The following is a 19,118-nucleotide window of genomic DNA, read 5'->3' on the forward strand; positions in this document are numbered from 1 at the left end:
CTCGGCGCGAGCCTGTGGATAACTCCACGGGGAAGCGAAAACGCGCAGGTCAGAGCTCCGTGGTGGAATCCCGCTCGGGCTTTCGCGCATCCACCGCGAGGTGCTCGCCGACCCGGTTGACGAGCAGGGTCATCTCGTAGGCGATCTGGCCGATGTCGGCCTCCGCTCCACTGAGGACGCACAGGCAGCTGCCGGTTCCGGCGGCCGTCACGAACAGGACGGCGTCGTCGAACTCGACCATCGTCTGGCGCACCCTGCCCGCGCCGAAGTGGTGGCCGGAGCCCTTGGCGAGGCTGTGCAGCCCGGAGGAGACCGCGGCCAGATGCTCCGCGTCCTCGCGGCGCAGCCCGGTGCTCGCGCCGGTCACCAGCCCGTCGTTGGACAGGACCAGCGCGTGCCGCACATGCTCCACACGCTCCGTCAGATCGTCCAGCAGCCAGCCAAGTCCTTGATTCTGCGCCATGTCCTGTCTCCCCGTGAGATGTCTCCCCCCTGGCCGAGGGAGGATCTGCTCGCCAGCCTTCCGGACAAGCCGGGCTCCGGGCAAGGAGGATGGGGGCATGGCACAGAAGATGACCGACACGGAATGGCGGGAGTTCGTCTCGCACGGCACCCGTACCGCGAAGCTGTCGACGGTCCGGGCCGACGGAAGTCCGCACGTGGCCCCGATCTGGTTTCTGCTCGACGGGGACGAGGTGGTGTTCAACACCGGCAGTACCAGCGTGAAGGGGCGCAACCTCGCCCGCGACGGCCGCGTCGCGCTGTGCGTGGACGACGACCGGCCGCCGTTCGACTTCGTCGTACTGCAGGGCAAGGCCCAGATCTCGCAGGATCCCGAGCAGCTGAGGCACTGGGCCGCGCGCATCGGGGCCCGGTACATGGGCGAGGAGCGCGCCGAGGAGTTCGGGGCCCGCAACGGCGTTCCGGGTGAACTCCTCGTCCGCGTCGCGATCGAGAAGGTCCTGGCGCACAAGTCCGTCGCGGACTGAGCCCGTTCAGCCGACCGAGTCGAGCAGCCGGGCGGTGTGCATCCGCCCGGCGTACTCGACGAGCCGGATGAGCACCTCCTTCCCCGAGTCGCGGTCCCGGGCGTCGCAGAGCACCACGGGTGTTCCCTTGTCGAGGTCGAGGGCGCGCGAGACGTCGTGGGCGCCGTAGGCGCGGGCGCCCGCGAAGCAGTTGACGGCCACCACGAACGGGATGTGCCGGTGCTCGAAGTAGTCCACGGCGGGGAAGCAGTCCTCCAGGCGCCGGGTGTCGGCGAGGACGACGGCACCGAGGGCTCCCTGGGAGAGTTCGTCCCACAGGAACCAGAAGCGGTCCTGGCCGGGCGTGCCGAACAAGTAGAGCGAGAGGCCGGAGCGGATGGTGATGCGTCCGAAGTCCATGGCCACGGTGGTCGTGACTTTGTGATCCACGCCGTCGGTGTCGTCCACCAACTGACCCGCCTCGCTGAGCAGTTCCTCGGTGCGCAGCGGCCTGATCTCGCTGACCGCGCCCACCAAGGTCGTCTTGCCCACGCCGAAACCGCCGGCGACCAGGATCTTCAACGCCAGGGCGGCCGTCTCGCCGCCCGGGTCAGCGGAGTTCTCGGAGACCATCGATCACTTCTCTCGGGAGTGCCGGCAACGGTCGAGGCCGTCGGGTGTGCACCGCGCGCTCACGGAACGTGCGTACGCGGCTTCAGTGCGTGTGTGCGAAGGCAGCATCATGACAACTCCGGCGCCCTCCCGAAGGATTCGACCGCTTTTTACCTGGTTGTGAACTGTCATCTACAGCGCCCGCAATCCTTCGATCACTTCGCGCAGAATCCGTTCGTCAGGAAGCTGCGCGGGCGGCACCGGGCGACTGACGGTGACACAGCCCATTTCCAGGAGGTCGCCGAGGAGCACCCGGACGACGCCCACCGGAAGGTCGGCGCCCGCGGCGAGTTCCGCGACCGACTGCGTCTCCGGCCGGCACAGCTCGATCAGCGCCCGGTGTTCCGGTCCGAGCGCGGTCTCGTCGTCGGGGCCCGGCGCGCCCGCGTCCAGCGTGACGAGCGCGATCAGGTCGAAGCGGACTCCGGTGGGGCCGGGCTTGGTGCGCCCGCCCGTCATGGCGTACGGGCGGACGAGGGGCCCGGCCTCGTTGTCGTACCACTGGCTGCCCTGCTCGCGCGGGGCGCCCGTCAGGTCTTCGTTCATCGGTACGGATCGCCTTCTGACCTCAGCCTGCGGCGGGCGGCCGCGCACCGATGCGCGGCGCGGTGAAGAGGTGCTCGCCGACACGTTTCACCAGACGCGCCATCTCGTACGCCACCAGGCCGATGTCGGCGGTCACGGCGGTGAGGACGGCGAGGCAGGAACCGTCGCCCGCGGCGGCCACGAACAGGAAGCCGTCGTCCATCTCCACCATGGTCTGGCGCACGCCACCGGCCCCGAAGTGCCGGCCCGCGCCCTTGGCCAGACTGTGGAAGCCGGACGCGACCGCCGCCAGGTGTTCGGCGTCCTCGCGGCTGAGATCGGTGGACGCGCCCACGGCGAGCCCGTCGTTGGAGAGCACCACCGCATGGCGCACCTCGCTCACGCGCAGCACCAGGTCGTCCAGCAGCCAGTCGAGTTCGCCGGACCGCTGGGCGGCCCTCATGCCGGGATCCTGGATCATGCGGGGTCTCCTTCGCTGCTGTCACTGCGCACTGTCGAATCCGGGACGGCACCACGGCCCGGTTTCCGCCCGCCGCCGCGCGTCCAGCCGTCGCGGTACGCCGCCATGCGGTCCCGTACGAGCTCGGGTGTGCGCCGGTCGTCGCCCCCGTTGGCGGCCGTCCGGTCCGGCGCCTCGGTGTGTTGCTCGCGCAGTTGAGGGGCGAGGCTCGCCTGGCGGACGCGGCGGGGCAGGTCGTCGGAGCCGTCGGAGTCGTCCGGGGGGCGGTGCAGTCGCAAGGCGGTGACTCCGGGGGGCGGTTTTTCGGTTGTGGTGTTCGCGGCCACGGGTGCAGGGGCGGGGGCCACCAGTGCGGGCCGGTCGGCCGGTGCCTCGACCGGCTCCTGGTGCGCGGCGCCGCCGGGCACACGCGCGTACTCGCGCTCGACGGCCTGGGGTACCTCGGCCGCCTTGCGAGGGGAACGTTCCGCCGCCCCGCCGTGCAAGAGCGAGGTGGGCAGCAGAACGACCGCGGTGGTGCCGCCGTAGGGCGAGGTGCGCAGGTGCACCTTGATGCCGTGTCGCGCGGCGAGCCTGCTCACCACGAAGAGACCGAGCCGGTCGCTGTCGAACAGGTCGAGCGCCTCGGACTGTTCGATACGGCGGTTGGCCTCGGCGAGAGTCTCCTTGCCCATGCCGAGCCCGCGGTCCTCGACTTCGACCGCGTAGCCGTTGCCCACGGGTTCGCCGGTGATGCGCACGCGTGTGTGGGGCGGCGAGAACTGGGCGGCGTTCTCGACGAGTTCCGCCAGCAGGTGCGTGAGGTCGGCTACGGCCGCGCCGATGACGGCCGCCTCGGGCAGTTGTCGTACCTCCACGCGCGCGTAGTCCTCGACTTCGGAGACGGCCGCGCGCACGACGTTGGTCAGCGAGACGGGCATCCGCCAGGCGCGGCCGGGCGCCGCGCCGGAGAGGATGATCAGGCTCTCCGCGTGGCGGCGCATCCGGGTGGTGAGGTGGTCGAGCCGGAACAGGTCGCTCAGTTCGTTCGGATCGTCCGAGCGGCGCTCCATGCTGTCCAGCAGGCTGAGCTGACGGTGCACCAGGACCTGGCTGCGGCGGGCGAGGTTGACGAAGACCCCGGAGATGCCGCTGGCGAGTTCGGCGCGCTCGACGGCGGCGCGCAGGGCGGCGCGGTGGACGGTGCCCAGCGCCTCGGCGACCTGTCCGGCCTCGTCCTCCGCTCGCGGCCCCGGCGGGGCCTCGGCACGGATGTCGATCTCCTCCCCCGCGCGCAATCTCCGCATCGCCTCGGGGAGTTTGCGGCGGGCGATCTCCAGCGCGCTGTTGCGCAGGCTCACCAGCTCGACGACCAGGCCGCGACCGATGCGTACCGAGATCACCAGCGAGGCGGCGACGGCGGCGAGACCGAGGAGCACGGCGGCGCCGGCCGGGGTGAGCAGTCCGCGGGTGAACGGGTCGGCCCGGTCCGCGACTCCGCGTCCCGCGTCGGCCTCGATGGTGCGCATCTCGTCCTGCACGCGCGCGAGTGCCCGGTCCCACGCGGCCTGCGGGGCGGCGTCGACCGCGCGTGCCCCGGGGGCGGCGGCGAGGACCGCGTCCTCCGCGGCGCCCACGGCGGCGTAGTCACCGCCGGCGGCGAGCTTCTGCCAGGCGGTGCGCTCGGGGCCGCGCAGGTCGGCGACGGCGCCCTCGGTGAGGGTACGGCGGGTCTCGACGGCGCCGGAGAACAGCCACAGTCGCTCTCCGTCGAGCTTCCCGGCCACGCGTGCGCCGACCAGTACCGCGTCCTCCTGGGCCAACGCCTCGCCCGCGCGGGAGAACTCGAGCAGCACGCGCGCGTCGGAGCCGAGGTCGGCGTCCTGGATGCCGGTGAGCGCGCCGCCCACGGAGAAGGCGGCCGCGATGGTCTTCGTGTACCGCTCGTAGGTCTGGTCCCAGCCTGCCCTGCGGTCGAGCACGACGGTGCGCAGCGAGCCGAGCCGCTCGGCGCCGGTGACGAACTCCTCCAGGCGCTGGGCCACGCCGGCAGGTAGTTCCTCGGCGTCGGCGACGGTGTTGCTGTCGCCGAGGCGCAGTTCGGCCACGGCCGCGTCGGTGCGTTCGGAGAGCTTCTTGTAGTCGCCGCCCGGCACGGCGGAGGGATCGGTGGCGAGCCGTACCGCGGTCGCGCGCTCGGCCTGGAGGGCGGCTACGGCGGCCGCGACGGGGGCCCTGATCTCGGCGTCGACGCGTTGGACCTGCCGCAGCCTGGAGACGTCCTGTGCGGTGGTGACGGTGGCGTAGGCCCACAGGGCCAGCAGCGAGACCACCGGCACCATCAGCAGGCAGACGATCTTGGCCCGGACGGTGCGCGGCCGTATCCGCCAAGGCCCTCCGCGCGCGGGTGCGTCCTCGGGCACCGCGTCGGCCGGCTCGTCCGGGATTTCGTCGGCGGGCGGTCCCGCGTGGGCGCGACGGCCGCGCACGGGCGGCGTCTCGGCGCCGGGTGGGGTGGTCCTACGGGGTGTACGCATGGCCTCCTCGCTCGGAAGTGGTTCGTCGGGGCGTGCCGGTGGCTAACGGGCGACGCTCTCGACCGGCCGCTGGGCGGAGGCGGAGGCCTCGCGCTCCCCTGTCGTCGGGGACAGGGCGACGAAGGCCGAGGTCAGGAAGAGATAGGACCCGAGGCCGACGGCGAGGGGGAAGATGAACTGCATCGCCGTGGCCCCGGGCAGGACGTCCCCGCCGGGCGTGACCCGTACGCTCACCGCGAACATCCCGGTGTAGTGCATGCTGCTCACCGCCGCGCCCATGATCAGGGAGGCGACGGTGACGGCTACGGGTGACTTGATGTTGAGCGCCGCCCACAGTGCCGCCGTCGCGGCGACGACGGCGATCAGCACCGAAAGGCCGACGAGGACGGGGTCGTAGTCCACGTCGCCGTGCAGGCGCACCGCCGCCATGCCCAGGTAGTGCATGCTGGCCACGCCGAGCCCGGTGGTGAGGCCGCCCAGAAAGAGCGCGCGCGTGCGGTCGCGGCTGTAGCCGACGGCGAAGACGCCGGCGCAGACGACGGCCATGGCGACGAGCAGGCTCGCGATGGTGAGCGGCACGTCGTAGCGGATGTCGGTGCCGCTGACGCTGAAGCCCAGCATGGCCACGAAGTGCATGGTCCAGATGCCGGTGCCGATGGCCGAGGCGGCGGTGACGAGCCAGTTGCGGCGCGAACGGCCGGTGGCGCCGAGGGCGCGGACGGTGCAGCGCAGACCCAGCGCGGCGCCGATGCAGGCCATGGCGTACGACAGCGCGGGGGTCAGCCACCCCAGGGCGGCGTGGTCCAGGTGTCCCATGGCCCAGGGACGCTAGTCGGGGCATGGGCGCACAAAGGGGGCGCATTTCGAAAGGTGTTGGAATATGACACGAATGCTTCCCTGAACGATCGCCTCCCGCTCGAACGTGTGCGCCGCTGCATCATCCCTTTCGGTGAGTCCGTCACCCTCGCCGGTGAGGGATCATGCGGAACATGAGCGACGACCACACACATGTCCAGGAGTTCTTCGCCGCCCGCGCCGCCGACTGGGACAACAGGTTCCCCGACGACGGCCCCGCCTACGCGGCCGCGGTCGCCGACCTCGGACTGCGCGAGGGGGACCGTGTACTCGACGCCGGCTGCGGCACCGGACGGGCCCTGCCGCCCCTGCGTGCGGCCGTGGGGCCCTCGGGAGTGGTCCTCGGGGCCGATCTGACCCCGGCCATGCTGGAGGCCGCCGTACGGGCGGGACGGCACCGGGACGGGCAGCTGCTGCTCACCGACGTGGCCGCACTCCCGCTGCGCTCGGAGTCGCTGGACGCCGTCTTCGGAGCGGGGCTGATCGCCCATCTGCCCCATCCGGCGGAGAATCTTCGGGAGTTGGCCCGTGTGGTGCGCCCGGGCGGCACGCTGGCGCTGTTCCACCCGATCGGCAGGGCGGCACTCGCGGCCCGCCAGGGGCGGCAGATCACCCCGGACGACCTGCGGGCGGAGCCCAACCTCCGCCCGCTGCTTGCCGGTTCCGGGTGGCGCATGACGTCGTACGTCGACGAGGACGACCGCTTCCTGGCGCTCGCGGTACGGGAAGGCTGACCCTCACGCCTGCCCGGCGACCGCGGCGGCGAAGACGTCAGGGTTGTCGAACATGACGTTGTGGCCGGCGCCGGGCACCGTCACCACACGCACGCCCGCCGCCTCCAGGGCTTGCCTGCCCTCCAGTTCACCGCTCAGCTCGCCCTGCAAATACACGCGCTCGACCGGCAGGCCTTCGAGGATGTCGCGCATCACGGGCTGCGAACCACGGATGAGGCCGATCGCGGTGCGGTGCAGTGCGCGTGGGTCGGCCAGGCGCATCGTGGCCGCCCACAGCGGTCCGACCTTCTCCAGCACGCGCGCGTGGGCGCCGTCGACGAACGCGTCCTCCTCATGGGAGGCGATGCCGCTGCTTCCCGCGGTGGGCAGCGGGAAGGCGTCGAGGTTGGCCTCCGTCAGGACAAGCCGGGAGACGAGTTCGGGGCGCCGATGGGCGAGCACGATGGCTACGGCGCCGCCCATGCTGTGCGCGACCAGCTCGGCGCCGGCCAGTTCCGCCGTGTCCAATACGGCCGCCAGGGCGTCGGCGTGCTCCTCCAGGGTGTAACCGAAATGCTGGGGCCGATCGCTGATGCCGTGCCCCGGCAGATCGACGAACAGGCTGCGCCGGCCCGCGAGTTCGGGACGAGCGGCGATGTGCGCGTGGTACACGGACGACACCGACCCCAGCCCGTGCACATACACACGCGCGGGATCATCGCCCGGCGTCTCCGTCCATCGGACACAGCTCCCCTTGCCGTCGAACTCGGCCTGCTTCATCGCGTCACCCTCCCCGTGCACCAATCGCCACCAAGGAGAATACATCGGAACCGATGTATATCCAGAGCGATGCATCACCCGTGCGGTTGCGCGAAGATGTGGCCATGCTGGAGCTCGCCATCCTCGGTTTCCTCTACGACGCACCCCTGCACGGCTATGAGCTGCGCAAGCGCATCACCGCGCTCACGGGTCATGTGCGCCCGATCGCGGAGAGCACGCTCTATCCGGCGATCAAGCGCCTGGAGACGGCGGGCCTGATGGAGCGCACCACCGAGCCCGGCGCCGTGGCGGCCCCCCGCCACGTCCTGACGCTCACCGAGGAGGGCAGACGGGAACTGCGGCGACGGCTCGCCGAACCCGTCCAGCGCGACATCACCGATGAGAACCGCTGGTTCACCGTGCTGGCCTTCCTCCGGCACCTGGACGACGCAAAGGCCCAGACGGCCGTGCTGCGGCGCCGCCTTGCGTTCCTTGAGGAACCCGCCAGCCTCTTCTACGACGGCGACCGGCCGCTCAGCGCCGAGGAGTTCGACGACCCTTTCCGGCGCGGCATCCTCACCATCGCGCGCGCCACCTCGCGGGCCGAACTGGGCTGGCTCCGGGAGACGATCGCCGCGCTCGAAGCGGGCATCTGACGCGGTTCACCGCGCCGTCCCCCTTCTGCCGCCGGAACTCCAACTCTACGTTGAACAGCAGGAGATGGACGATCAGCCATGGCAACCACACAGGGGGAAGGTGGTCAGCATGTTCGGCAGGGTCCGACAGTCCTGGGGGAGAGTCCTGGATGCCTGGCGCACGGAGTCGCACGCCGATCAGGACGGGCGTACACACAATCTGTTCGAAGCCGCCGCGGCCTACGTCTCGGCCTGCGCGGAGGACGACCAGGAGCGCATCGACGAGGTCGCCGGGTGGGTGTCGCCGGAGGCGCTGTCGTTCGGGGTGAACGAGCTGGCGTGCCGGGCCGTCATCGCCCTCGCACGGGAACGCGACGAGTCCCCCCGGACCGTCGCGCGGAACCTCCTCGGCCTTCCGGCGGCCTGACCCGCCCCGCGAAGGAGGGGCGATTTCACCCCGTCCAGCCGAAAACTGCAGCTCCGGGTGGCTGGGGAGTCGTGACAAGGGCCTTCCGCTCGCACTAGGGTGCGCGCCGATGGACGAACCGATGGGGAGGCTGGGATGGCCGGGACGGACGAGGGCGCCGTCGCCGCCGAGGACGACGCGCTCTATGTGCTCACGGCGGTGCTGCTGACGCCGGCGAAGTTCCCGAGCGTGCTGGGCGACGACTATCCGGAGGCCTGCGCGGCGCTCGGCCTCGCGCCGCTCGCCGACGGGTACGGGCTGGTGATCGGCCAGGACGGCGAGGGCTGCCGCTGGACGGTCGTCATCGACGACGTCTCGCTGGTCGCGGTCGCCATCGCGTCCTGGGACTGCGGCATGGAGTACGACCTGTCACCGGACGAGCGCACGGTCGTCGCCGCCCTCCCCGGCTGGCCCCTGGCGGTCGCCGTCGCGGCCCCCAACGTGCCCCCGCCGCACGACCCCGGCCCCGACGTCGCGGAGGGCCCGCCCCTGGCGCCGCCGGACACCTCCGTCTGGGGCCCGGCGCAGCGTCGGCTGGGCGCCGACGAGATCGCCCTTCAGTGGGCCCTGTGGCGCGAGCAGATCGACGATGCCGACTTCCCGAGCCCCGGGGGTGGCTCCGAGGCTGCCGAGGCGCAGGAAGCCCCACAGGAAGCCGCGGAGGAGGCCTCGGACGCGGGCGAGCCGAAGCCGAAGGGACACAGCGGCATCCGCCGGGTCCTCGCCGAGGCACGCGCGTACGTGGACACCCCGCCGCCGCTCGGGCGGGTCCGGTCCGCCTTCGCGTCGGGGGAAGCCCGCACCCTGCGTGCCGACGGCCCCGGCTGGTCGCTCGTGGCCAGGACCGACGACATCGCCTTCGTGCTGCTCGACGAGGAGCCCGGCGAGGTCCTGCCGGTGGGCCGCGGTCCGGAGCTGCCGGGTCTCCTGGAGGCGCTCGACAAGATGGCCGTACGCCCCAGCTGAGGCCGTACGCACCGGGAATGCTCGGGGACGCCTGTCTTGGTCCCCCATGCGACGGCACTTATCCATGTGGCCCCAACCCATGGATGAGGCGGATGAGAGACCGCACCATGGGGCAGCTCCGGCTGCCGCCCCCTCTCGTCAACTCCCGTGCCTGGAGGCCGTCATGCGCCTGTCCCGAGGTGTTCCATTCGTCGCCGCCACACTGATGGCGGCGGCGCTCACCTGGCCGACACCGGTCGGGGCCACGCCCGTTGGGGAGGACCACTGCGCGCGCCAGGAGCGGGTGCGGATCCCTGGCGCGGCGCTTCAGCAGAGCGCCTGTCTCCCGGACCTGACCACAACAGGCCTTGCCGGCACCCCGTACACCGACATGGCCGACCAGGCGGGGCTGACGGCAGCCGGCACCCGGGTGCCGTCCGGGGTGCCCGGGATCCAGATCGACGGCTACTTCCCGGACTCCTCGCGCTTCAACGCCACGCACGGCTGGAAGCACGACGCGCAGTTCGTCGTCCGGCTGCCGGACCGGTGGAACGGCGGCCTGGTGGTCACGGGCGCGCCGGGCACGCGTCGGCAGTACGCGACGGACAAGGCGATCTCGGACCAGGTGCTCGCCCAGGGCTACGCGTACGCGGCGACCGACAAGGGCAACAACGGTTCCGACTTCTACCGCGACGGGACCCGGCCCGGTGACGCGGTGGCCGAGTGGAACACCCGCACCACGCAACTCACCCGCGCCGCCCGGCAGGCCGTGGCCCAGCGCTACGGACATCTCCCGCGCCGCACGTACATCACCGGCATCTCCAACGGCGGCTACCTCACGCGCTGGCAGCTGGAGAACCATCCGGAGCTGTACGACGGAGGCGTGGACTGGGAAGGGGCGCTGTGGACCGCGGACGGCCCCCATCTGCTCACCTCGCTCCCCACGACCGTGGCGCGCATGGCCGGCTCGGCGCGTGATGAGGATCTGTACGCGGTGGGCTTCGCGCGTGGCTCCGAGTTTCTGTGGCCGTACCACGAGAAGGCGTATTGGGGCGTCACACAGAAGATCTACCGCGCCGAGTTCGACCCGTCGTACGCCCCGGGCTGCCCCGGTCCGTCCGCCGGCACCACCCCGGAGCAGATTCTCGCGCCCTGCGCCGAGGACGCGACGTACGACTACGCGTCGCGTCCGGACTCCGTCCGTCGCGCGGTGGCCAGGGTGGCACTGACCGGGCGGATCGGCCGGCCGCTGATCACGCTGCACGGCGATCTGGACGCGCTGCTGCCGAAGGCGGCCGACTCGGATGTGTACGCGCGGATGGTCGGCTCCGCCGGTCGGGGCTCACTGCACCGCTACTACACGATCGAGGGCGGCACCCACGTCGACGGGCTGTACGACAGCCATCCGGACCGGCTGCGGCCCATCCTGCCCTGCTACCGCTCGGCGTTCGAAGCGCTGGTCTCCTGGGTGGAGCGGGACGTCCGGCCGCCCGCGGACCGAACCGTCGGCAGGCCCGCGAGCGGCGATGTGGTCGACTCCTGCGCGCTGTCGGCCCCGGCCAGGCGCTAGGGCCCGGCCGGGCGCCGGGACCTGGTCGGCGGATCATGCCGGCATCCACTGGCCAGGCCCCGGTGCCTCAGCGGCCGAGTTCCTTGCGGCCGGCGCGGCGCAACCTGCGCCGCTGTGAGGGGTCGAGTGCGAGGTAGGCGGCGGCCGGGACGCCCAGAATGATCAGAAGCGCTGCCCACCAGGGCAGCCAGATGAGCAGAATGATCCCGACCGCCGCACCTCCTGCGGCGATCTTGTGGTTCCTCGTCATATGTGTCGCCTCCTCCGCGGCGCACTGCCGCTCTCTGCTCTCAAAACGGGCCCGCGCTTCCCGCGGTTCCGAACCGCGACCCTGAGACGTCCCTGAGGTGTTCCCCCTACTGGTTCTCCTCTTGGCCCACTCCCTCGGATTGCCCCACTCCCTCGGACCACTCGCTCCGGAGGGGCTCGCCGTGTGCGCGAGCGGCGTCCGCGCAGGGGCATACCTACCCTCCCACGGCAGTGATGCGGAACACAGTCCTGTCATGCCGGATCGATCCATCCGATGCTGTACCCTCGGCGACTCGCCCCGGTAGTCAAATTTGAGGAACTCACCATCGCTGTGCAGAAGGTTCCCCCGGCAACACCCTCCGAGATCTTCGAACTGGCCCACTGCAGTGCCGTGTTCATGCCCGGTGATCCGGCACGCACCGGCAAGGTCGCCTTCTGGCACCCCGACGGCGATGCCCTGCCCTTCGTCGAGGCGGGGTCGACCGGGGACCTGACCCTCGTCGTGCCCGGCGGTGACCGCGTCGAGCCCACGAGCGTCCCCGCCGTGCTGCTGCCCCTGCGCGCGGCCCTGCCCGTCCTGACCCGCGCGCGTGCCTCCGGCCACGCGCATCGAGGGTCCGAGTTCTGGGGCGCGGCGGCTGTGCTGGCGCTGCAGTTCGCGGCGCGAGGACTGCTGTTGCCCGGACTGTCGCCGACCGACCACGACGCCTGGCGCACCGGCCCACTGAGCACTACGGACCTCGAGCACATGCGACGGCTCGCCGCGGCGATGCCGCCCGAGGCGCACGCCGTGCCACTGAAGACCACCGGCCCCCTGCGGCTGCCCGACCCCGAACGGCTGCTGCGCGCCTTCCTGGACGCCGTCGCGGACACCCTGCCCCGCACATCCGCGGCCCCCTTCGTGACCGGCGGCCCCGCCTACGCCGCGCCAGAGCCGCAGCAGCTGCCCGAGCATCGCGCATGGGCGGCCGATGTCGCCGCGGGCCACGACGCCGGGGTGCGGCTCTCCCTGCGCGTCGAGGTTCCCGGCCTGGCCACCGTGACCGAGGAGGATGCGGCGCCCGCGTTCCGTGCCGTGCTCCAGGTGCACAGCGTGAGCGATCCGGCGCTCGTCGCGGAGGCCGCCCAGGTGTGGGCCGGGGCCTCCGCCTTCGGCTCCCGCGCGCGGATGGACGCCCTGCTGGCGCTGCGCCGCGCGGCACGCGCATGGCCGCCGCTCGCTCCCCTGCTCTCGGCCACGGTGCCGGACGCCGTCGAACTGGCCGACGAGGAGGTCACCGACCTGCTCTCGCACGGCGCCCGGGCCCTGACCGGAGCGGGTGTCGACGTGCACTGGCCCAAGGAGCTGGCCCACGAACTCACCGCCCGCGCGGTGGTCGGCCCGCCCGACGACGAGACGGGCCCCGCCGACCTGTCCTCCGACACGCCGTCGTTCCTGTCCGCCGACGCCCTGCTCGCCTTCGACTGGCGGTTCGCGCTGGGCGACCAGCGGCTCACCCGTGAGGATCTGGACCGTCTGGCCGAGGCCAACCGGCCGCTCGTGCGGTTGCGCGACCAGTGGGTCCTGGTCGATCCCGAGGAGGTGCGCCGGGCTCGCGGGCAGCGGGACCGCAAGGTGACGCCCGTCGACGCGCTGAGCGCCGCTCTGACGGGCTCCACCGAGGTCGACGGCCGCCGGCTCGAAGTGCAGCCCACGGGGTGGCTGGCGGCCTTGCGGGAGCGGCTCGCCGACCCGGAGGGGCAGGAGCCGGTCCCGCAGCCCGAAGCGCTCGCGGCGACCCTGCGCGACTACCAGCGGCGGGGCCTGAACTGGCTGGCCCGTTTGACCTCGCTGGGCCTGGGCTGCTGTCTGGCCGACGACATGGGACTCGGAAAGACGATCACGCTCATCGCGCTGCATCTGCACCGGCAGACGGACGACTCGTCGGCCGGTCCCACGCTGGTGGTGTGCCCGACCTCGCTGATGGGCAACTGGCAGCGCGAGATCGAGAAGTTCGCCCCCGGAACGCCCGTGCGCCGCTTCCACGGCGCCCGGCGCGACCTCGACACCCTCGCCGACGGGGAGTTCGTGCTCACCACGTACGGCACGATGCGCCTGGACGCGCGCCGGCTCGCCGAGGCGCCGTGGGGCATGGTCGTGGCCGACGAGGCCCAGCATGTGAAGAACCCCTACTCGGCGACCGCGCGGGAGCTGCGCTCCATCGGCGCACGCGCGCGTGTGGCGCTCACCGGCACCCCGGTGGAGAACAACCTGTCGGAGCTGTGGGCGATCCTCGACTGGACGACCCCGGGACTCCTCGGCCGCCTCGGCACGTTCCGCACCCGGTACGCGCAGCCCGTCGAGGGCGGTCAGGATCCGGCCGCCGCCGAGCGGCTCGCGCGGCTGGTCCGCCCGTTCCTGTTGCGGCGCCGCAAGTCGGACCCCGGGATCGCACCGGAGCTGCCGCCGAAGACCGAGACCGACCGCGCCGTGTCGCTCTCCAAGGAGCAGGCGGGTCTGTACGAGGCGGTGGTGCGCGAGACGCTCGCGGAGATCGCCGAGGCCGACAGCATGGCGCGGCGCGGACTGATCGTGAAGCTGCTCACGGGCCTGAAGCAGATCTGCAACCACCCGGCGCAGTACCTCAAGGAGGAGCGGCCGAGGATCGCCGGGCGCTCCGGGAAGCTGGAGCTCCTGGACGAACTGCTCGACACTATCCTCTCCGAGGGGGCGGGCGTTCTGGTCTTCACCCAGTACGTGCGCATGGGGCGCCTCATCGAACGGCATCTGGCGGCCCGTGGCGTGAACTCCCAGTTCCTGCACGGCGGGACGCCGATCGCCGCGCGCGAGGAGCTGGTGCGCCGGTTCCAGGAGGGTGAAGTCCCGGTCTTCCTGCTGTCGTTGAAGGCGGCGGGCACGGGCCTGAACCTCACGCGGGCCGAGCATGTCGTGCACTACGACCGCTGGTGGAACCCTGCCGTGGAGGCGCAGGCCACCGACCGCGCGTACCGCATCGGTCAGACGCGGCCCGTGCAGGTGCACCGGCTGATCGCCGAGGGGACGATCGAGGACCGTATCGCCGACATGCTGAGCCGCAAGAAGGAGCTGGCCGATGCCGTGCTCGGCTCCGGTGAGGCGGCGCTCACGGAGCTGACGGATGCGGAACTGGCCGATCTGGTGGAACTGCGAGGGGGCGCACGATGAATCGCTACGACGGTGACGAGGACGTGGAGCGCACGTTCGCTCCGCTGCCGCCCGCGCACGGGAAGGGCTTCGCGCAGACGTGGTGGGGCCGGGCCTGGATGAAGGCGCTGGAGGACACCGCGCTCGACTCCCAGCAGCTCAAGGCGGGCCGCAGGCTCGCCCGCGCGGGAAGCGTGGGCGCGGTGTCGGTGCGCCCGGGGCGCATCACGGCCGTCGTGCAGGACCACGACCGCACACAACACCGGGCGGACGTCCTGCTGGCAGAGCTGTCCGACGAACAGTGGGACCGGTTCCTGGACATGACCGTCGAGCGGGCCGGGCATGTCGCGGCGCTGCTGGACCGCGACATGCCGCCGCACCTGGTCGAGGACGCGGCGGCCACCGGCGTCGACCTGCTGCCCGGCATGGGCGACCTGGAGCCCGAGTGCGACTGCGGGGCCTGGGACCACTGCAGGCACACGGCGGCCCTGTGCTACCAGGTGGCGCGGCTGCTGGACCAGGATCCGTTCGTGCTGCTGTTGATGCGGGGACGGGGTGAACGGGCCCTGCTGGACGACCTCCAGGCCCGCAGCACCGCACCCACCGAGGCGGCGTCCGAACCGGAGGGCGTGGACGCCGCTGAGGCGTTCGCGGCCGGGTACATCCTGCCGCCGCTGCCGGACCTCCCCGAACTCCCCGAGGAGCCGGGTGTACCGCCGTCCCTCGACACCGAGACGCCTCCCCCGTCCGATGTCGACCCCGTCGCCCTGGAGTACCTCGCCGCCCGCACCGCGGCGGAGGCGCACCATCTGCTCGTCGACGCGCTGCGCGGAGCGGCGGAGCGCCCTGACCTGCCGCCGGAACAGGACGCGGTCCGGCTCGCCGCCGGCATTCCCGCGGAGGCCGTGATGGAGCGCCTCGCCGAAGGTTCGGGGCGCAGCCGGGAGCAGTTGGCCCTGGCGGTACGGGCCTGGGAGCTCGGCGGGACGGCCGCGCTGTCCGTACTGGAGGACGAGTGGGCCGTAGAGGGCGAAACCCTCGTACGCGCGCGTGCGGCTCTGGAGTCGGCCTGGGACGAGGGCGAGCGTCCGTCGCTGCGGGCCAAGGGCAACCGGTGGACGGCCGTCGGCACGGCGGGGCAGGTGCGGCTGGGGCTGGACGGCCGCTGGTGGCCGTACCGGAAGGAGCGGGGCCGCTGGGTGCCGGCCGGCGGGCCCTCCCAGGACCCGGCCACGGCACTTGCCTCGGCGGAGCCCGGGTCCGACGGGTAGCGCCCTGCGCGAAGTCCGCCCGGGGATCATGGTGTTCGGGACGTCGGCTCGACGAGCGGCCGACGTCCCGGGTTCATCCGTTGGTCGCGCCGCGTTCCGCGCGGGGCCCAAATCTGGCCGCTGTCAGCGAACTTGCTCCTCAGGAGGCCCGATGTCCCCGCGCCGCGTCCACCGTTCCGTCGCAGCGGGCGTACCCCTTGCCGTCATGGCCGTCCTGGCGGCAACGGGTCCGGCCGCGGGCACACCGTCCGAGGACGCCCGGGTCATCGGCACCGCCACGCTCGGCGACATACCGCTCGCCGCGTTCAGCAACGCCCTGCTGCCCGGCACGGTCGCCGACGACCGGGGTGTCGATCTCGGTGGCATCGGCAGCGACATCTACCCGACGGGCCGCAAGGGCGAGTTCTGGACCGTCACCGACCGCGGGCCCAACGGTCAGATCAAGGTGGACGGCACCAAGCGCCGCACCTTCCCGGTGCCCGGTTTCGACCCGGCGATCGTCAAGATCCGAGTCTCGGGCGACTCGGTGCGGGTCATCGACGCGATCCCGCTGACCACCTCCTCCGGCAAACCCGTCACCGGGCTGTCCAACCAGGAGGGCCGCGACGAGGCGCCGTACTCGTACAACGCGAGCACGCCGCTGTCGTACAACCCCAATGGTCTTGACACCGAGGGCATCGTGCGGGCCAAGAACGGGAGTTTCTGGCTCGTCGACGAGTACGGGCCCTCGCTCGTGCATGTCTCCGCGCGCGGGAAGGTCCTCACGCGCTACGTGCCCGAGGGGCTGAACCTCACCGGCGCCGACTACCCGGTGGTCGAGGCGCTGCCCGCCGTCCTGCTGCACCGCAAGACCAACCGCGGTTTCGAGGGGCTCGCCCAACTTCCCGGCGGCGACCTGGTGATGGCCGTGCAGAGCCCGCTCTCGCTGCCCGACGCGGACGTCGGTGAAGCCTCGCGCACCACTCGTCTGCTGCGTTTCTCGCCGAAGAAGAAGGCGGTCACCGCCGAGTACGCCTACCGCTTCGACCCGGTGAACGTGGTGGACCCCAGCGAGGACGACACCTCCGAGCTGAAGATCTCCTCGGTGGTCGCCGTCGGCGGCAACCGGCTGCTGGTGGAAGAGCGCACCGACAAGGCGGCCCGGCTGCACCTGGTACGGCTGGACAAGGACGCGAACATTCTCGGCGGTCCCTGGGACGACGACACGACGTCGCCGTCGCTGGAGGAGCTCGACGATCCGGCCACCGCGGGCGTGCCCGTCCTCCCCAAGAAGCTGGTCGTCGATCTCGGCACGGTCGCCGGGGTGCCCGGCAAGATCGAGGGCGTCGCGCGCGTGGACCACGACACCCTCGCCCTGATCAACGACAACGACTTCGGCATGACCGACGGGACGGGCGCGTTCGACGCGCAGGGCCGACTGGTCGACAGCGGGATCGAGACGAGGGTGACGTACGTCCGGCTGCCGCGCGGCATCTGACAGCGGCCTGCACGCGTGCGTGGTGGTTCATCTCCGCCACGCATGCGGCCGTTGCCTTACGGCAGTTCGACCTCGTCAAGGTCCGGCAGCAGCGACTCGATCTCACTGGGAAGGTCGCTGGGGAGCTCGCTTGGCAACTCACTGGGGAAACCCGACGGCAGTTCGCTCGGCAGTCTGCTGGGCAGTTCGGTCGGAAGGCTGAACGACGGCCTCGGCGACGGGCTCTCGCTGCTCTCCGCGGGCGCCTTCTCCTCCGGCGACTCGTCGCTCCCCGAGGCCAACAGCACCACCAGAGCGACGGCCACGCCCGCCACGATCACGGCGAGCAGGGCGAGCAGAGGACCGCGTCGCCTTCTCGGGCCTCCGCCGGGCGGCGGGTCGTACGAAGGTGGTCCGAAGCCGTCGGTGGGCGGTCCGAAACCACCGCCCGGGGGCGGCGTGTCGCCCGGCGGTGGACCGGGCGGCTGGGGCGGTACGGGCGGGATGGCCATACCGCCCAGAGTCACCTCCCGGCGGTGATCACGCGAGGCCGTTACGGAAGTTGATACCGGCCCATGCCGTGGACGGCACAATTCCGGTGCATTCCCTGCGGCATGACGTGCGCCGCGCGCGGGACGCCACCGAACGGCAGCGCCCCACGCGCGTGCTCGTTCAGCCCCGCGCCCCCAGCAGATGGTCCATGGCCAGCTGGTCAAGGCGCTCGAAGGCCATCCCGCGCGTGGCGGCAGCCTCGGCGTCGAAGTCCTCGAACGCGGCGCGGTCGGCGAGCAGGGACTGCAGACCGTCGGCCGCGGTGGGCTGCGCGAGTTCGTCCAGGCGCGAGGCCCGCAGCGCCTCCTGGACCTCCGGGTCCGCGCGGAAGGCGGCCGCGCGCTCCTTGAGGATCAGGTAGTTGCGCATGCAGCCCGCGGCCGACGCCCACACGCCGTCCAGGTCCTCGGTCCGCGGCGGCTTGAAGTCGAAGTGGCGCGGTCCGGCGTATCCGGCGCTCTCCAGCAGGTCGACGAGCCAGAAGGCGGCGCGCAGGTCGCCGGCGCCGAAGCGCAGGTCCTGGTCGTACTTGATGCCGGACTGGCCGTTGAGGTCGATGTGGAAGAGCTTGCCCGCCCACAGGGCCTGCGCGATGCCGTGCGGGAAGTTCAGTCCGGCCATCTGCTCGTGGCCGACCTCGGGGTTGACGCCGTACATCTCGGGGCGCTCCAGGCGCTCGATGAATGCCAGCGCGTGCCCGACGGTGGGCAGCAGGATGTCGCCGCGCGGCTCGTTCGGCTTGGGCTCGATGGCGAAGCGCAGGTCGTAGCCCTGGTCGATCACGTACTCGCCGAGGAGGTCGAAGGCCTCCTTCATACGGTCCAGCGCGACGCGCACGTCCTTCGCGGCACCGGACTCGGCGCCCTCGCGGCCGCCCCAGGCGACGTAGATCTTCGCGCCCAGTTCGGCCGCGAGGTCGATGTTGCGGATCGTCTTGCGCAGGGCGTAACGGCGCACGTCACGGTCGTTGGCGGTGAACGCGCCGTCCTTGAAGACGGGGTGCGTGAAGAGGTTCGTCGTGGCCATCGGCACGGTCATGCCGGTCGCGTCGAGAGCCTGCCGGAAGCGCTTGATGTGCGCCTCGCGCTCGGTGTCCGAGGATCCGAAGGGGATCAGGTCGTCGTCGTGGAAGGTGACCCCGTGGGCACCGAGCTCGGCCAGGCGCTGCACTGTCTCGACCGGGTCGAGGGCGCGGCGGGTGGCGTCGCCGAAGGGGTCCCGTCCCTGCCAGCCGACGGTCCACAGGCCGAAGGTGAACCTGTCCTCGGGGGTGGGCTGGTAGTTCATGCCGCGGCTCCTTGGCTGCTGCGAGTTGCTTGCTG

General features: G+C 71.9%; 19 protein-coding genes. 9 read left to right on the forward strand and 10 right to left on the reverse strand.

Translation table 11 applies throughout. The features are described 5' to 3' along the window. Positions 1-49: 49 nt before the first annotated feature. Positions 50-463: a roadblock/LC7 domain-containing protein gene (locus OHT76_RS05955; RefSeq protein WP_315883858.1), complete on the reverse strand. Its 414-nt coding sequence runs from the start codon at positions 461-463 to the stop codon at positions 50-52. A gap of 97 nt (positions 464-560) precedes the next feature. On the opposite strand from OHT76_RS05955, the gene OHT76_RS05960 reads away from it, so the two are divergent. After that, positions 561-989: a PPOX class F420-dependent oxidoreductase gene (locus tag OHT76_RS05960; RefSeq protein WP_328869690.1), complete on the forward strand. Its 429-nt coding sequence runs from the start codon at positions 561-563 to the stop codon at positions 987-989. A 6-nt stretch (positions 990-995) separates the two neighbouring features. On the opposite strand, the gene OHT76_RS05965 is transcribed toward OHT76_RS05960, so the two are convergent. From OHT76_RS05965 to OHT76_RS05985, 5 genes are all read right to left on the reverse strand, one after another. Next, a complete protein-coding gene (locus OHT76_RS05965; protein ID WP_315883856.1) occupies positions 996-1,601 on the reverse strand; it encodes a GTP-binding protein in 606 nt (201 codons plus the stop codon). A gap of 171 nt (positions 1,602-1,772) precedes the next feature. Further along, positions 1,773-2,186, reverse strand: a complete 414-nt coding sequence (locus tag OHT76_RS05970) for a DUF742 domain-containing protein (protein ID WP_328869691.1) — start codon at positions 2,184-2,186, stop codon at positions 1,773-1,775. Positions 2,187-2,208: 22 nt separating this feature from the next. Beyond that, positions 2,209-2,646: a roadblock/LC7 domain-containing protein gene (locus OHT76_RS05975; protein WP_328869692.1), complete on the reverse strand. Its 438-nt coding sequence runs from the start codon at positions 2,644-2,646 to the stop codon at positions 2,209-2,211. Beyond that, the gene (locus tag OHT76_RS05980; protein ID WP_328869693.1) at positions 2,643-5,162 is read right to left on the reverse strand and encodes a sensor histidine kinase; all 2,520 of its coding nucleotides are present in this window, start codon (positions 5,160-5,162) and stop codon (positions 2,643-2,645) included. The genes OHT76_RS05975 and OHT76_RS05980 overlap by 4 nt, the downstream gene beginning before the upstream one ends. 42 nt (positions 5,163-5,204) lie before the next feature. Beyond that, positions 5,205-5,978, reverse strand: a complete 774-nt coding sequence (locus OHT76_RS05985) for an MHYT domain-containing protein (protein ID WP_328869694.1) — start codon at positions 5,976-5,978, stop codon at positions 5,205-5,207. 173 nt (positions 5,979-6,151) lie between these two features. On the opposite strand from OHT76_RS05985, the gene OHT76_RS05990 reads away from it, so the two are divergent. Continuing rightward, positions 6,152-6,751: a class I SAM-dependent methyltransferase gene (locus tag OHT76_RS05990; protein WP_328869695.1), complete on the forward strand. Its 600-nt coding sequence runs from the start codon at positions 6,152-6,154 to the stop codon at positions 6,749-6,751. Positions 6,752-6,754: 3 nt separating this feature from the next. Here the strand turns inward: OHT76_RS05990 and OHT76_RS05995 are convergent, their stop codons facing one another. Next, complete coding sequence (locus OHT76_RS05995) at positions 6,755-7,510, reverse strand: alpha/beta fold hydrolase (protein ID WP_328869696.1); 756 nt, start codon at positions 7,508-7,510, stop codon at positions 6,755-6,757. A gap of 104 nt (positions 7,511-7,614) precedes the next feature. On the opposite strand from OHT76_RS05995, the gene OHT76_RS06000 reads away from it, so the two are divergent. The 4 genes from OHT76_RS06000 to OHT76_RS06015 all read left to right on the forward strand — a co-directional run bounded on the left by OHT76_RS06000 (position 7,615) and on the right by OHT76_RS06015 (position 11,105). After that, positions 7,615-8,145 (forward strand): PadR family transcriptional regulator, encoded by a 531-nt coding sequence (locus OHT76_RS06000; protein ID WP_328869697.1) that lies wholly within the window; start codon positions 7,615-7,617, stop codon positions 8,143-8,145. Positions 8,146-8,254: 109 nt separating this feature from the next. Further along, a complete protein-coding gene (locus tag OHT76_RS06005) occupies positions 8,255-8,551 on the forward strand; it encodes a hypothetical protein (RefSeq protein ID WP_328869698.1) in 297 nt (98 codons plus the stop codon). A 135-nt stretch (positions 8,552-8,686) separates the two neighbouring features. Beyond that, on the forward strand, positions 8,687-9,556 hold the full coding sequence (locus OHT76_RS06010; protein ID WP_328869699.1) for a hypothetical protein: 870 nt from the start codon (positions 8,687-8,689) through the stop codon (positions 9,554-9,556). 163 nt (positions 9,557-9,719) lie between these two features. Beyond that, on the forward strand, positions 9,720-11,105 hold the full coding sequence (locus OHT76_RS06015; RefSeq protein ID WP_328869700.1) for a tannase/feruloyl esterase family alpha/beta hydrolase: 1,386 nt from the start codon (positions 9,720-9,722) through the stop codon (positions 11,103-11,105). Between the two features lie 67 nt (positions 11,106-11,172). Here OHT76_RS06015 and OHT76_RS06020 read toward each other — a convergent pair whose 3' ends face one another. Beyond that, positions 11,173-11,355: a hypothetical protein gene (locus tag OHT76_RS06020; RefSeq protein ID WP_328869701.1), complete on the reverse strand. Its 183-nt coding sequence runs from the start codon at positions 11,353-11,355 to the stop codon at positions 11,173-11,175. 273 nt (positions 11,356-11,628) lie between these two features. Between OHT76_RS06020 and OHT76_RS06025 the strand changes: the two genes are divergently transcribed. The 3 genes from OHT76_RS06025 (at position 11,629) to OHT76_RS06035 (ending at position 17,265) form a co-directional block, all read left to right on the forward strand. After that, entirely contained in the window at positions 11,629-14,538 is a 2,910-nt protein-coding gene (locus OHT76_RS06025; RefSeq protein ID WP_328869702.1) for a DEAD/DEAH box helicase, read from the forward strand. After that, positions 14,535-15,788: an SWIM zinc finger family protein gene (locus tag OHT76_RS06030; RefSeq protein ID WP_328869703.1), complete on the forward strand. Its 1,254-nt coding sequence runs from the start codon at positions 14,535-14,537 to the stop codon at positions 15,786-15,788. The genes OHT76_RS06025 and OHT76_RS06030 overlap by 4 nt, the downstream gene beginning before the upstream one ends. A gap of 151 nt (positions 15,789-15,939) precedes the next feature. Further along, positions 15,940-17,265, forward strand: coding sequence for an esterase-like activity of phytase family protein (locus OHT76_RS06035; RefSeq protein WP_328869704.1), 1,326 nt, complete (start codon positions 15,940-15,942; stop codon positions 17,263-17,265). A gap of 56 nt (positions 17,266-17,321) precedes the next feature. On the opposite strand, the gene OHT76_RS06040 is transcribed toward OHT76_RS06035, so the two are convergent. Together OHT76_RS06040 and xylA are read right to left on the reverse strand one after the other, a co-directional pair. Beyond that, positions 17,322-17,756, reverse strand: coding sequence for a hypothetical protein (locus tag OHT76_RS06040; RefSeq protein ID WP_328869705.1), 435 nt, complete (start codon positions 17,754-17,756; stop codon positions 17,322-17,324). Positions 17,757-17,916: 160 nt separating this feature from the next. Beyond that, complete coding sequence (gene xylA / locus OHT76_RS06045) at positions 17,917-19,083, reverse strand: xylose isomerase (protein ID WP_328869706.1); 1,167 nt, start codon at positions 19,081-19,083, stop codon at positions 17,917-17,919. Between the last annotated feature and the right edge of the window lie 35 nt (positions 19,084-19,118).

Origin of the sequence: Streptomyces sp. NBC_00287, assembly GCF_036173105.1 — a bacterium.
In the GTDB taxonomy this organism is placed as follows: domain Bacteria; phylum Actinomycetota; class Actinomycetes; order Streptomycetales; family Streptomycetaceae; genus Streptomyces.